Source organism: Emticicia soli, assembly GCF_037860775.1.
GTDB classification, from domain to species: Bacteria; Bacteroidota; Bacteroidia; order Cytophagales; family Spirosomataceae; genus Emticicia; species Emticicia soli.
On sequence record NZ_JBBEWC010000008.1, the window covers coordinates 357241 to 371943 of the forward strand.

Annotated in this window: 13 protein-coding genes; 1 reads left to right on the top strand and 12 read right to left on the bottom strand. The window is 37.7% G+C overall.

The genetic code is table 11. The features are described from left to right. The first annotated feature begins 60 nt into the window (after nt 1-60). Nucleotides 61-3810 carry a transglutaminase domain-containing protein gene (locus WAE64_RS15230; protein WP_340237858.1) on the top strand — a complete coding sequence of 1250 codons (3750 nt, stop codon included), beginning with the start codon at nt 61-63 and terminating at the stop codon, nt 3808-3810. A gap of 30 nt (nt 3811-3840) precedes the next feature. Here WAE64_RS15230 and WAE64_RS15235 read toward each other — a convergent pair whose 3' ends face one another. The 12 genes from WAE64_RS15235 to WAE64_RS15290 form a co-directional block, all read right to left on the bottom strand. After that, on the bottom strand, nt 3841-4692 hold the full coding sequence (locus WAE64_RS15235; protein ID WP_340237860.1) for a YecA family protein: 852 nt from the start codon (nt 4690-4692) through the stop codon (nt 3841-3843). Nucleotides 4693-4781: 89 nt separating this feature from the next. After that, the gene (locus tag WAE64_RS15240) at nt 4782-5630 is read right to left on the bottom strand and encodes an SEC-C metal-binding domain-containing protein (RefSeq protein WP_340237861.1); all 849 of its coding nucleotides are present in this window, start codon (nt 5628-5630) and stop codon (nt 4782-4784) included. A 378-nt stretch (nt 5631-6008) separates the two neighbouring features. Continuing rightward, entirely contained in the window at nt 6009-6401 is a 393-nt protein-coding gene (locus WAE64_RS15245) for a DoxX family protein (protein ID WP_340237863.1), read from the bottom strand. Nucleotides 6402-6464: 63 nt separating this feature from the next. Beyond that, the gene (locus WAE64_RS15250) at nt 6465-6875 is read right to left on the bottom strand and encodes a VOC family protein (RefSeq protein WP_340237865.1); all 411 of its coding nucleotides are present in this window, start codon (nt 6873-6875) and stop codon (nt 6465-6467) included. Nucleotides 6876-7098: 223 nt separating this feature from the next. Beyond that, entirely contained in the window at nt 7099-7872 is a 774-nt protein-coding gene (locus WAE64_RS15255) for a MerR family transcriptional regulator (RefSeq protein ID WP_340237868.1), read from the bottom strand. 152 nt (nt 7873-8024) lie between these two features. Beyond that, nucleotides 8025-9017, bottom strand: a complete 993-nt coding sequence (locus tag WAE64_RS15260; protein WP_340237871.1) for a hypothetical protein — start codon at nt 9015-9017, stop codon at nt 8025-8027. Between the two features lie 52 nt (nt 9018-9069). Further along, nucleotides 9070-10002, bottom strand: a complete 933-nt coding sequence (locus WAE64_RS15265) for a hypothetical protein (RefSeq protein WP_340237873.1) — start codon at nt 10000-10002, stop codon at nt 9070-9072. Between the two features lie 69 nt (nt 10003-10071). Continuing rightward, nucleotides 10072-11025: a hypothetical protein gene (locus WAE64_RS15270; RefSeq protein WP_340237875.1), complete on the bottom strand. Its 954-nt coding sequence runs from the start codon at nt 11023-11025 to the stop codon at nt 10072-10074. A gap of 12 nt (nt 11026-11037) precedes the next feature. Next, on the bottom strand, nt 11038-11586 hold the full coding sequence (locus WAE64_RS15275; protein ID WP_340237879.1) for a hypothetical protein: 549 nt from the start codon (nt 11584-11586) through the stop codon (nt 11038-11040). 140 nt (nt 11587-11726) lie between these two features. Beyond that, entirely contained in the window at nt 11727-13229 is a 1503-nt protein-coding gene (locus WAE64_RS15280; RefSeq protein ID WP_340237881.1) for a carbohydrate-binding domain-containing protein, read from the bottom strand. Between the two features lie 169 nt (nt 13230-13398). Then, a complete protein-coding gene (locus tag WAE64_RS15285; protein ID WP_340237883.1) occupies nt 13399-14013 on the bottom strand; it encodes an HD domain-containing protein in 615 nt (204 codons plus the stop codon). Between the two features lie 174 nt (nt 14014-14187). After that, nucleotides 14188-14607, bottom strand: coding sequence for an FKBP-type peptidyl-prolyl cis-trans isomerase (locus WAE64_RS15290; protein ID WP_340237884.1), 420 nt, complete (start codon nt 14605-14607; stop codon nt 14188-14190). Nucleotides 14608-14703 lie beyond the last annotated feature (96 nt).

Here is a 14703-nt window from a genome sequence, read left to right on the forward strand (position 1 = left end):
AAATAGCTTTATCCGTCAACTGCTTTGCTAAAATTGTTAAATTTAAATGTGACTAAAACCGTGAAAAAAAACATCCTTCTATTTGTTATTCTATTTTGCTTTTCAATTGCTAACCATTTATCAGCTCAAAACCATTATCAAAAAGCTTGGGAGTATCTGAACAAAGCCGATGTAAACAATGCTATTGTTTCTTTCGAAAAAGCACTAAAAGATAAATCGACCAAAGAAAAGGCCCAATTAGCCCTTACGCTGCTTTACAGTACCCAAGGAAGACCCGAAAAAGCGTCAGAGTTTTTTAATGATTTTTATGATAATGCCACCGATTCTGCCGATGAATTATTTGCACTTTGGTTTGAGGAAGGCGTAATAGGGCAGCCTAAAAAAAACAAAGATTATCAGTATAAGCTATTAAAAAAGATAGAAACCGATAAGCGCCTCAAAGAGAAGTATGAGGAAATTATCAAGTATCGAATGAATAACTATGCTTCGTTCTCGTTTGATAATCGAATGTTCGACGAATACGATGCCAAGATGTCTTCAGTTAAAAGTTGGGCAGTAATAGGGCCATTTGATAATGTAATGAACAGCGGTTTCAATAAAGACTTTGGGGTAATAAAAGACCCTGAAATGAAAAAGTCTTTTCAATCGAGATACGGTTCATTCGTTAATTGGTTTACACCACCTGTAAGCTCTGTTTACGGGTATTTTACAAAAGACTATAACTTTTTTAGTAGTAATTCAATCGTCTATGCACAATCGTTTATAGAATCGGCCGAAGAGCAAGACGTAATCATGAAATTTGGCTATTCGGGCTCGATGAAAGTCTGGCTTAATGATTCGCTAGCTTATACCGAATCTGAAACCAGAGCTACCGAAATAGATTATTATCAGGTAAAATGCCACCTTAATAAAGGTTTTAATAGAGTTTTGGTACAACTAGGCGACTTTGAAACGGCTTATGCTAATTTTATACTCAGATTTACCGACCTTAACAACAAGGCTCTGGTTCTGCCTGTATCTACACAGTATCAGCCTTATCAGAAAGATAAAAAAGGCTTTACCTCAATTCCTTTTTTTGCTATTGATGGCCTACAAAAGAAAATCAAAGAGAATCCAGACGAAATTCTATATCCATTTCTGCTAGCAAGAGCCTATTTTCGAGCCGGCGACCTCTATTCAGTAGAAGAAATAGTGTCTTCTCTTTATGAAGCTTATCCAAAAAACTACCTGGTATTAAGGCTTCTGAGTAGCTTTTATAAAGAATCGGGTAATACAACAGAGTTTAATAAAATCTACGGAATTTATAAGGAAACCTACCCCGAAGATTTTGATGTAATAGCGCTTGAACTGAAAGACGCTACCGACCAGAAAGATAAAGCCAAAGTAAATGAAAAGGTCAAATTGCTTAAAAGCAAATATCCGCATAATGCGTATATAAACATGATGGCCGATTTGATAGTGGTGAGTCTTGATGAAAACATAGATAAAATTATTTCGTCAATTGATGATATTTATGCAAAATACCCCGATGAGGAGCAAGCTGTGATAGGGAAGTATAGAATAAAAAAATCGCTAGATAACAATACAAAAGAAGCGAATGCGGTGCTTGAAAACTTCCTGAAGTTAAACTTTAACCCCACAATTGTTGAGACTCTGGCCGCAGCCTATGTTGAACAAGGAAGATTAGACGATGCCATTGCATTGTTTGAACGCACAAAACTGGTAGCAAAAGACTTATTATATGACCGAAAAATAATTAACTTATTAACAAGAAAAAGAGATTATGATGGTGCAATAAAGGTTTGTCAGGAGATTTTGAAGAACAGACCGTCAGACTATGAAACCATTGGCGATTTAGCTGTGCTAAATAAAATGAAAGGAGATAAAGCTAAAGCCATAAATTATTACGAAGAAGCACTCAGGTATTTTCCGTTTTCGTTTAATTATAATGAACAAATCAGAGAACTGAGAGGACAAAAAGCTGTTTTCGATATAGCAGGTAGTATTTCGCCAAACGAATTGATTAGTGCTTATGAAAAAGAATTTGTTGCAAAAAACAAGCAACCTTATGACATAATTACGGAAGTAAAATCAGTTGTTATTTTTAAAACTAAGTCTGTCGGATACCGAAGAGCTTATATCATAAAAATAAATCAGGAAAGTGCCATTGAAGAGTGGCAGAAAGTTCAGTTATCAGTAGAACCCAATATGGAAATATTGATAAATGAAACCAAAACTATTAAGAAAAACGGCAATAAAATTGATGCAGAGCGCAATGGCGACGAAGTAGTATTTACGAATCTTGAAGTAGGTGATTATATATATGTAGATTATACCGCCCGGCAAGTAGATGGAAGTAAATCTTCTTTATTCATTTATGATAGTTTTGCGCTTACTTCTTCTGACCCACTTTACAAACGAGAATATACCGTTTTTACAGAAGAAGGTCTTATGCTGAAAGATACCTTGATTAACAGCCAACTAAAACCAGAAATAAAAAAACTAGACGGATTTAATGTGAAAAGCTGGAAAATTACCAGCCCTGAGCGTATAAAAGAAGAAGCTTATGCACTACCTTTTAGCGATATTGGCAGTTTTGTACATATCAATTTGGGTAATAGCTGGCAGGATATTGCGCAATGGTATAGCGATTTGTCGGACAACCAAGCACAACCAGACTTTACCATCCGTTCGATTGCCAAATCGTTGTTCGACGGAAAAAACTATACTGATGAGCAAAAGGCAAAGGTAATTTATGACTTTATCTGTAAAAATATTCAGTATAGCTCAATAGATTTTAGACAAGGAAGCTATATCCCTCAGAAAGCGTCTACGGTTTATCATACCCGCTTAGGCGATTGCAAAGATGTTTCAACCCTCTATGCCTCTATTGCTCGTGTAGCAGGTTTAGATGTAAATCTGGTTTTGATTAATACCCGTAACAATGGACAGAAAAACGTTGTATTGCCTTCGTTGAACTTTAATCATTGTATTGTAAAAGTTAATCTGAAAGGTGGAAGCAAGTTTTTAGAGTTAACCGATACAGATTTACCATACGGGCATTTATATTACAGCCATAATGGTGCATCGATTCTTGAGATTCCGACCAAAAACATTTCTAAAAACATAAAATTAAGCAATTTAAAGCTTAACGATGGCTATATAAACACAGTAACAAGACAAGGAAATATTAAAGTAAATACTAATAATAGTATTGAAGTAAAAAGTCATATTATAAGAACAGGTAACCAAGCTGCAAATACTTGTAGTAACTTTTATTATTTAGACGAAGAAAAAAGAAATGAAGACCTGAAAAAAGAATTAGCCGGAAATTTTAGCTCAACTGTAAAACTTAACTCTTTGACCTTTGATAAGCTCGAGCCAAGGGCTGATACTGCTTCTTATAGTTATGAATATAGTGTTGAGAGCGAAATAAAAAAAGTTGGGTCTTTTAAAACCTTAAAGATTCCGTTTTCGGATGTTATTGCAAAGCTTAATATTTTTGATGATGGCCAAAGAGTATTTGATTTTGATTATAACGCCTACGAAAACGTTGATTTCTACGAAGAATCTTTTACTATTACGCTGAGTAGTCCGCTTAAATTCATGGAAGTACCCGAGAACGTTCATCTGACATTCAAGGGAAATGTATATGATTTAATCTATACTCAGGTTGATGCGCAAAATCTAAAAGTAAAAAGAAGCTACAAAGCCGATAGAAGGAATATAAGTGTACAGGAATTTGATGAATTTAAAACTTTTGTAACCAAACTTGTTGAGGCCGAAGATGCTTCGTTGGTTTTGAAATAACAAATAAGGGGCGTAAGCCCCTTATTTGTTTTACGCCCCACAACACTTCTTGTATTTTTTGCCACTCCCACAACTGCAAGGGTCGTTTCGACCTATGGTTATTTCTTTCGTAATTGGTAATTGTTTAACCTTTGGTGTAATGTTGTTTCTTACCAGAAAATCTGCAAAGAATTTAGTCAGTTTTTGGTGGCGATTTGCGAAAATACCCTGAAAATGTTCAAACTGATTATGTGTCAATTCTCTTATTATTTTGGTATTAGGCAATGCCTTTGTGTTTATTTCGCCAATTTCTATTTCTTTAGTTTCATAATTAAAAAACAGCTGAAGCTCAGGGTCTTGCTCTAAGTCTCTTGATAGATACAATACCATATCGGTACAATCGCAACCCGGCAATACACAATAAAAATCTACAATCATGTAGGTTTCTTCATCAACCTCTATGCTTACATCTATCGACCACGGCAGTACCTCAAAATAGCCAACCATGCGGTCGCCATTGAGTATGTCTTCGTAATCTTCAAACTCAAGCTCTATCTCTTCCGGCTCAACTAATTCTGAAGCTACGCCTTTAAAACTTTTATAAAACTCTTCTAATTCACTCCAATCTGAGTCCAGAATTTCGTTTTCAAGTGCTGCTATAAACTCATCGTCTTCGCTACTTATCGTCTCTTCGTCAACAAGTTTTACAAGTCGGTGTTCGTCAGTATCAAGCACAAATTGCTGCTCTTCCTCATCTTTAAAATAGATATTTCCGCAGGTACATGTTAAGTCCAGACATGGTTCTATATCAAACGACCTCAAAACATTTCCTTTAAGCTTCCCTGATTCTATTTTAAATTTAAGGGTTGCCCCGTCTCCTTCAATTATCTGAAAAACAAACATTGTCTTTTTGGTTTAGTAGAGTTTTTGAATTATAAAACTATTATAAAATTCTGCTTCTTAAGGAGGAAATAACTAAATAATCTTGTCGATTATGCTCCGCAGCATTTCTTGTATTTTTTGCCGCTACCACAGCTACAAAGGTCGTTACGCCCAACTACATTACCCGCAATTATAGGTGACTGCACGGCCGGAGAAATATTGTTTCGTTTCAGGAAATTAGTAAAGAATGTAGTCATTCTTGCATGACGCGTCCTGAAAGTTTGTCTGAACTTTTCGGCTTGTGTATATCTTAATTCTCTGATGATTTTGGTAGCTGGCAGCTGTTTATCGTCAAGCTGTCCCATTGATACCTCCTGCGTTCTGTAATCGTACCAAAGTTCTAAAGAAGGCTCCACATCGTAGCTCAGCGATAGCAACAATAACACGCTTGTACAGTTACACGATGGTTTCAGACAGTAAAAATCGCTAATCCAGTATTTTGTACCATCTATTTCGATGTTTAAATCGATAGACCAAGGCAGTACCTCAAAGTACGATACCATCTGCGAATCCTGCAATACCTTCTTATAATTCGGGAAATTAGCCTGTATTTTATCGGCGTCTGCCATTTCTGACGACATACCTTTCAGATTCTTAAAAAAGGCATTTAACTCGCTCCATTGCTCGCCAGATATTTGTGTCTCCAACGATTTCAGGAAAGTATCCTGAGTACTATCAATGGCCTCAGTCTCGGTGTATCTCAATACCTGACTCTTAGATACATCGAGTGCATAAAGTTGCTCGGTATCGTCGGTAAAATAGATATTTCCGCAATTACAGGTTAATTCCAGACAAGGCTGTAAATCTTTCGATTTCAGTTTATTTCCGGCAAACTCACCCTCCTCTATTTCAAAACCGACAAAAGCCTCTGCCGGATTTTTAATTTGATATGTAAACATGATATGTTGTTTTCTTAAACCACAAAATTATGGCAAAAAAGGCTAAGAAAAAACATAAGATTTAAATCATAAACGCTTTAATTTAATTCACTTTTCAGACAAGGAAAAGCTATGATTAGGCTAGTGATATAGAAATGAAATATTTTTAAAATGGTTTCCAATTGTTTTTTTAAATGAGTTAAACGTCTTTTCGGTTCATGAAAGTAAGAATATGAACGTTTATAGTATTGTTACCTTTTTGATATGGTAAGTTTATAACCTGATTTTTAGTCTCTCCATCACCAATTTCTTTGGTTAACTGCCGTGCATTTTCTTGTAGTATGCTGCCAGCACACCACAAGAAAATGTATGGCAACTATATAAATAGCCGAAATACACTCAGGCGATTGATACTTTTCGATGTGCTACGGGTTCTTTAAGTTTGTAATAATACACATAAGAAACCATCAGAATAGCCAAAATAATGAGCGGGAATGGTGTTTGTGCATTAAACCCATCAACAGCCCAATGGCTGATAAAAGCCGAGATTAAAGAGAAACTAAGCCCTGCATAAGCCCATTCTTTGATTCGGGCGGGTACAATTGGAAGCATAATTGCCAACGCTCCTAAAACCTTATAAACTGTTAGCATTACGCCAAAATATGCAGGATAGCCTAAATGACTGATACCCTCTTTGGCTAATTCGGTTTGTGAGGTTAAAGCAGGCATTACACCCTCCCAAAGGAAAATAATGGTAGTTGCTACCCAAAAAATGATTCGGTTCTTTTTCATGTTAGTAATGTTTTTAAGCAATAAAGGATTTAGAATTGATATTTGATGTGTGGAAGAGTAGAGCTACTCTTGTGGGAAACCGTTCGGGTCCATCCAGAAAACCTCCCATTTGTGGCCGTCAAGGTCAGCAAAGCTATCCTGATACATCCAGCCCATGTCTGTTAAATCACGGTATCTTGTGCCGCCTGCTTCCAGTGCTTTTTGTACAATTTCGTCGACAGCTTCTTTGCTTGGCATTTCGAGTGCATTTATCACTTGCGTTACACTGGTAGCATCAGCAATGTCTTTGTCGATAAACGTTTTGAAATGTGTATGTGTAAGAAGCATGGCATAAATACTGCCTTCTTCTATAATCATACAAGTGGCGTTTTCGTCGGTGAATTGCGGGTTGAACGAATACCCAAGTGCTGTGAAGAAATCAATTGATTTCTGGAGGTCTTTAACCGGAAGGTTTACAAAAATTTTAGTTGCCATTGTGTTGATTGTTTATGTATTAATTACAAGACAAATTTAGGCTAAAGAAACTATTCAAACAGAGGGTAAATACGCCAATAAAAGGGTTATTTGCGACAAGTTGTTTTGGTATGTTTTTATGCTTTCGGAGAGGTAATTTTTGGGGTGGGAGAGTAATGGAAACTGAAGGTTTTTTGCAAAGAAAGATAGGATATTCAGCCTGAATATCCTATCTGATATTTATCTATTTTAACCCATTATCAGCAAAATATGCCATTGCTTTACTTAGAAATAAAGCGTACGCTGGTTGAGGTTTACCTTCAATCATCGTAAATCGTTCGTCGTTTACATATAATTGCCCCAAACCTTTGTAAGCTTCAGCTTGCTTATCTGCCGTCCCAGATGTACCCCAGAACATTCTTATGATTTCGTAATGGCGGGCTATCAGTTGTTGTACCTGCGCATTTGTTGGGTCTTTGTCTTTTAGAACAAATAAACTATCAGCGTTTTCTTTCAAATCTGTTTTCAGGTTTTCAAATTCCTGTTTAGTTAAGCTACCTAATGCTTTTTCAGATTTTTCTACTGCTTTTTCGCCATATTTTTTAGAGGCCTCTGTTCTGTATGCTTCGGCTGTTTCCTTAGCCAAACCACTATATAATTCTTCCGGTTTTAACATAATTGTTCCTGTTTTTAAATGATTAACTGTTTTGTCAATCGTTTCCAATAGGGTGCTTATTCTGTCTTTGCGAGCCTGTAAGGATACTTTATGACTCAGTAGCGCTTCAACCAAGTCAAAGTCAGGATTATCAAGAATCGCCTGAATCTCTTTGAGCGGAAAATCCAGTTCTTTATAAAACAAAATCTGCTGTAACCTTAACAGTTCCTTTTCGCCATACATCCGATACCTGGCCTCGGTACGGATAGAGGGCTTTAGCAAACCTAACTTGTCGTAAAGATGTAAGGTACGTACGCTTACACCAGCCAGTTTTGCCATTTTTTGCACAGAATAACTCGTCATTTGCTATCATTTTTTGATTGACTTTGCAAACATAGGCTATCACGTAAGGTAAGAGTCAAGCGTTTTTTAAAATATTTTTTGTAGAAAGTGCAGAAAATAAAAAAAACGGTAGTAATTGCCACCGTTCTGTTAGAATAAAGTCTTATTTAAGATTATAAAGTATCCAGATGCTGCAAAAAGGCTTCCTTGGTGGTAGGTGTCAGTTTAATCTCAACTTTTTGTTTATCCTGCACTACCATTTCCTGATAGAATGTACGATATTCTTCGTTTTTAGTAATGCCAACGGCAATTACTTTCACCGTTTGCCCAACTGGAACTTCGCCTGAGGTCTCTTTATAGACCTGCATTAAAGACTTTATGTCAGGGAAATATAAGTATATAAGAATGTTTTCAACCGGAGGGTTTTCCGAACTAAACGTAACAACTGTTTTGGCCTCTTTGAAATTATAAAACCTATCACAATTTATCCAACCAATACGTGACGGGAAAATTACGTAATCTTCTTTTCTCGGAAACAAACGTCCTCCATCTTCTCTTTTTGAACTATCTGCCGAATACCAGTCTATAAATTCATTACCTTCTAAATTTGTTGGTTCTCCATAGAACAACCACATATCGTTATCTAGCTCCCTTTTTACAGGTACAACAATTTGTGTGCTATTGTATTTATTGAGTTTTAATTCTTGTCCATTTTTATAGGCTCTTATGTTCATTTCTCCTGCTGTTGTTAATAATCGCCCTCTCGACACCGTTGGCATCTGGTGCAGAATCATATCTTTGGGTGTAAACAATTCTAGCATTTCAATTTCAATAGGGTAAGTAACAGCGCTGCCATCGGGCATTCTGAGGTCTTGCGGATATAGCCAAACCTCTGTACCTTGAGAGCCTACAAATGGTAAATCGTCTTGACTTTTGATTGTTTTTTTCTCAGTTTGTGAACCTAGCTTGGCCAATACTGCTTTATCGATACTCTTAAATTCTTCTTTTGTCTCAACTGGTGTTGTAGGTGTTTCGGGTTCTTCAACGGGCGTTGTAGGTGTTTCAGTTTGCCCAATAGGTTTAACCTCACGCAATATTGTTCTGTCGGTAGAGCAAGCAATGGCAAATAAACCAATGGCAAGAATTGCAATGTTGATTTTTTTCATTAATTGTTGGTTTTTAGTCAATAATTAGCAAAACAAAAGCTAGTATAAATTATTACAAAGTATCAAGGTATTTCAAAAATGATTCTTTTGTGGTTGGTGTCAGTTTAATTTCAACTTTTTGTTTATCCTGCACTACCATTTCCTGAAAGAATGAATGGTATTCTTCGTCTTTAGTAATACCAATAGCAACTACCTTCACGGTTCGGCCAACGGGTACTTCGCCGGATGTATTTCTGTATACCTGCATTAAGGATTGTAAATCAGGAAAATACAAGAAGATAAGGATATTCTCAATCGGAGGGTTTTCTGAACTAAAAGTAATTGTTGTTTTAGCTTCTGTGAAATTGTAGAATTTATCACAATTTATCCAGCCAATACGTTCCGGAAAGATAACATAAGTCTTTCCTTCAGGGTACAAGCCCCATTGGGTCTCTACACCGGGCATATTTGCCGGGTACCAATCTATAAATCCATCGCCTTTGTCTTCTCCATAAAATAATTCCATATTAGCATCAACCCTTCCTTTAATAGGCACAATAATTTGGGTACTACTGTATCTATCTAGTTTTAGCTCTTTTCCATCTTTATAAGCTCTTATGTTCATTTCGCCGGCTGTTGTCAATAATCGTCCTCTTGACACCGTAGGCATTTGGTGCAGAATCATATCTTTAGGCGTAAATAATTCCAACATCTCAATTTCAAAAGGGTAAGAAACAGCGCTGCCATCGGGCATTCTCAGGTCTCGGTCAAAAAGCCAAACCTGTGTGCCTTGCGAGCCTACAAATGGTAAATCGTCTTGGCTTTTGATAGTTTTTTTCTCAGTTTGCGAACCAAGTTTGGCCAATGCGGCTCTATCGATTGTTGTAAATTTATCGTTCGGATTGCCAGGCGTAGGATTTCCATCGTCAAGGAGCATTGTTCGGTCTTTTGAACAGGCAATGGCCAATAACACAATGGAAATAAGCGTAATATAGATTTTTTTCATAAGTGTTAGTTTTTTTAGTCTACAGGGCTTTATTGCTTTCAAGACTAATAGTCTGTTTCTAAACAATTATTATAAGCTTTCCAGATAACTCAGCAATGATTCTTTTGTTGTCGGGGCCAGTTTTATTTCTACTTTTTGCTTATCAGCCACCACAAGGTCCTGAAAGAATGAGTGGTAAACCCTGTCTTCTTCTTTTTCATCGTCTGAAATACTCATGGCAATTATTTTTACTGTTCGCCCAACCGGAACTTCGCCCGAAACCTCCCCATATGTCTGCATTAAAGATTTTAAATCAGGAAAATATAAAAAGATAACTATCTTATCAAGCGGCGGATTCTCTGAGCTAAATGCAATTTGTGTTTTAGCCTCAGTAAACTCATAAAACTTATCAATGTTTATCCAGCCTAGCCTGTTAGGGAAAAGAAAATATGCTCCGTCATTACCATAAATATTTCTTGGTTTTTGACCTGGAACACTTGAAGTATCTGATTCAATCCAATCTACAATGCCATCTTTCGTTTCTTCGCCATAAAACAAATCCATAAGTCCATCTACTCTTCCTTGTGCAGGTACAATTATTTGTGTACTATTAAATTTAGTCACTTTTAATTCTTTTCCGTCTTTATAGGCTCTTATGTTTACTTGCCCACCTGTAGTCAGTAACCTTCCTCTCGATACCGTCGGCATCAGGTGTAGAATCATATCTTTTGGGGTTAGCAATTCCAGCAATTCAATTTCAAAAGGGTAAGAAACAATACTGCCATCGGGCATTCTCAGGTCTCGGTCAAAAAGCCAGACCTTTGTACCTTGCGAGCCTACAAATGGTAAGTCGTCTTGGTTTTTGATTGTTTTTCGCTCAGGTTGCGCCCCTAGTTTATCAAATGCTTCTTTACTAACTGCTGCAAATCCGCTATTAGGCTTTTCGGGCGTGGGGTTTCCGTCGCCAAGCAGCATTGTTCTGTCTTTTGAGCAGGCAATGGCAAACAATACAATGGCAATTATTGCAATATTGATTTTTTTCATAATTGTATATGCTTAAGGTCTCGGACAGCTATTGTTACGGAAAAGCTTGTCGTTGAATGGGAAAAACAACACGCCTATTTCGCCATAACTTTCTTTCCAAAGAATATTATACTTGGCTTCGGCAAATATGCGTACATAATTACCACCCCACGATGCGCCCAGGCCGGCTTCGGGCAATATGTTATTTTTCTTGGCTTTGTCATTCACAGTTGGCGCATAGTTTATCCATCTGTTATATTCTACTCCGGCAGCTAAGTACACAACAGGGCGTTTAGGATTCACGGCCTTGCGGTAACCTAGCGAGAAAGTATTGTTCAACAGAAAATAATGCAGATTTATTCCGCCATAGGCTTCATGAATATCGTTAAAGACCGGCATATATTTTATTTGAGGAACCAGCGCAAAACGGTTGGCTAAAGGCATTTGCACTCTGAGACCCGCACCAATGGTTTGCAACGGAAAATTATAAATAGCCGAAGCACCAATGGCCATTTTATCTTGTGCATAGAGGTTTATTGATAATAAAACCAAAAAAGCAGTTTTAAGGTAGATGTTTTTCACTCAATACTTGTTTTGAAGGTAATGTTTAGGCAAATATCCTCAATAATAAGCATTTAGCAAAATTATGTACAGCAATAATAAAAAAGACTACCTAAAAAAGGCAGCCTTTTTGCACTAACGAAATCTATACATATAAAAATCTACCTCGAATTAACCTTAGTAACAACACCTGAAACCGTGAAACTGGTGTTTTTTGTGCCGCCGCTATACGTGCCTGTACTAAAGATACCGTCTTTTTCGGTACCTGTTGAACTACCACCTATATACACATCGTACGAGCCGTTGGCTAGGTCTTTTGATGAGAAAGCTAAAGACTGGAATCTTTTGGCTGGCTTAAATGTAACAAGCGCTTTGCCATCAGCACTTTGGATATTTACTAATGTTCCGGCATTTTGTGCAGCCGTGAAACCAATGAGTACCGAATTTTGAGTTGAGCTAGTGCCTGGTATTTGTGCCATACCAGAGCTACCAACGGCTATCAGATAACCGCCTGTAATTTTAAATGAGCCGTCATAATCAAGTGCACCGTTGCCATTGGCAGAAGGGCCATTCACAATCACTGTTCCGCCCGTCATGGTAATAGAGCCGTTAGAATCTAGGCCATCGCCGTTGGCATTTACGTAGATATACCCGCCATTAATATAAAGGTGCAGTCCATTTGATGCTGCATTATTTTGTCCGCCAAAACCTCCGCCTTGGCTTGCCGTACCACTAGCTACATTGATACCATCATCGCTCGATACAAGGTGGATTGTGCCATCGTTAATTGTTATTTCGGCGCCTTCAATTCCTTCGTATGATTGGCTTATATTAATATCGCCACCATTAATAATCAATTTTGTTTCGGCATGAATCCCGTCGTCTCCGGCGGCAATATTATAAGTGCCTTTGTCGATAATTACATAGCCAAGAGCAGCATCGCTATCGTTTGACGATTTCAGTCCATCAGCTTTTGAATTAATAGTAAAACTACCGTCTCTTATAATCAGGTAATCTTTCCCTCTGATAGCATCATCGGCTGAGTTTACAATAAAATTACCGCTTTTGATAACCAGCCCGTCTTTACTCACAATGCCATCGGCAAAATTGGCATTTACGGTAAGTGAGCCCGTACCAAAGAAAGATAAATCGTCTTTGCTGAAAACTGTGGCGTTTGGTTCTTCCTCAGCAACATCATCATATACATAAGTTTTGCCGTCTGTCAGCTTGTTTTGCGTGTTTTCGGCCAGCACAATCAATGTTTTTTCGGCGTTTTTTATGTAAATAGGTGAGCTGTTGGCAGACGCAATATCTACACCATTCAGAATCAAGCGCACAATGGTTTTGTCTTCGGTGTCTACAACTATTTGTCCATTACTCAATGTGCCGCTTATGCTGTAATTACCTGCTTTGGTAATGCTTACTTTACTGCCCGATACCGTTGCGCCTGCGCCGCTGACAGTAATAGATGTACCATTGAGTGTGATGGGTACTACATCGGTGCTGGCCCATACGTAATCACTATCCGCTTCATGTGCTTCGGCACTTACGGTATCAGCGTCGTTCGAACTAGTGGGAGAGGGGTCAGAATTTTTATTACAGGCAACAAAAACCATCGATAACAGCAAAGCCATTACCCGCAACTTCAACTTATTTTCTTTCATAATTACCTTTGATTCTTTTGGTGTTAATTATCGGTGTTGTTGCTTTAATGACGAACAGAAAAGCGGATAAGGTTGCACCTAAAACAACAAGAAATAAGAAGAATGAGGATAAAGGATGAAATTAGTAAAGAAACTATTAATAAGAAGCTGGAATATTAAACGGATAGATTTACAGCGTTTCTAGCTCTTTCTGAAGGTTTTTCTTAGCGGCAGATTCGTATTTGTTGAAGAAATAATCAGTCTTAAATATCCTGTCCATGTCCAGAAAATGCCTTAATACTTTTTTTCTGCCGGGCTTATAAAGCAAATCAGGATAAATGCTGTATTCTTTTCTTACCTGTTGGGTGTAGAGCGTATACGTTTCTGGGTCTTTGCCTAAAACAGAGAGGTCGGCATCGGTAAAGTAGTTGGTATCAGTATTATCGCTCAATGTATGTTTTTTAGTAGCAATAATCTGTGTGTGGCAGGTATCAACTATATGGGTAGGCACTCCAATTGCTTGCATCCTCTTTTGTGCGAGGTCGGCACTTTGCTCTTCATTATCACTTTTTAGTACGTTATACACGGCATCATGATAATAGAGCGAAAATAAAACCGTGTCCCAATCTTGAATTTCAGTTTTAATGTTGTTTAATTCAACAAGCATATTTTCAAGATGTGCCAATGTATGATAATGCCGCCCCTTTTGTGAATAGGCTTCTTCAAGTTCATGCCAGTATTTATGCACCAGATTGGTATCTGATGTATAGCTTTTAAGCAAGTTTATGAAGGGTTGTTTTAGCATGGGAGGGGAATACTTGATGTTGAAACCTTGTGCCCTAAATCCTTACGCAGCGGCCGCTCCCCAACTGTGGGGCGAGGGACTTTTTTTACTCCCTTCCCCACGGTTGGGGAAGGGTCGGGGATGGGGTCTTCTATTAAGGAATAAGGTTTTATATCCCGAAAATTATTTGTCCTCTTATCTCACACTCACCAATTCAATTTCAAAAATCAAATCTTTTCCGGCAAGTTCGTGATTTGCGTCTAATTTTACTTTGGTAGCAGATATTTCACGCACAATTACAGGTATTGCCTGTTGTCCGTTGTGCATATTCAAGGTACCACCTATTTCAAGAGGTATATCTTCCGGAATATCCAAACGGTTGAATGTGAAAATCATGTCTTCTCTTACCGGGCCGTAAGCCTCTTCTGCCGGAATAAAAACTGTCTTTTTATCGCCGATGGCCATGCCTGTTACGCCATTGTCAAAACCCGGAATAACCATACCGCTACCAACCGTGAACTGTAATGGTTGCCGTCCTTCCGAACTGTCAAAAACTGTTCCGTCGCTTAGCGAGCCTTTATAATGTACATTTACTGTGTCGCCTGATTTTACCATAACTGTATTTGTCTTACCCTGATAGGGGCTTAAAATGAATATATATTATTTAATATCTACATTTATTTAAGCAACAAAGTTCTGAAATTGTTTTTG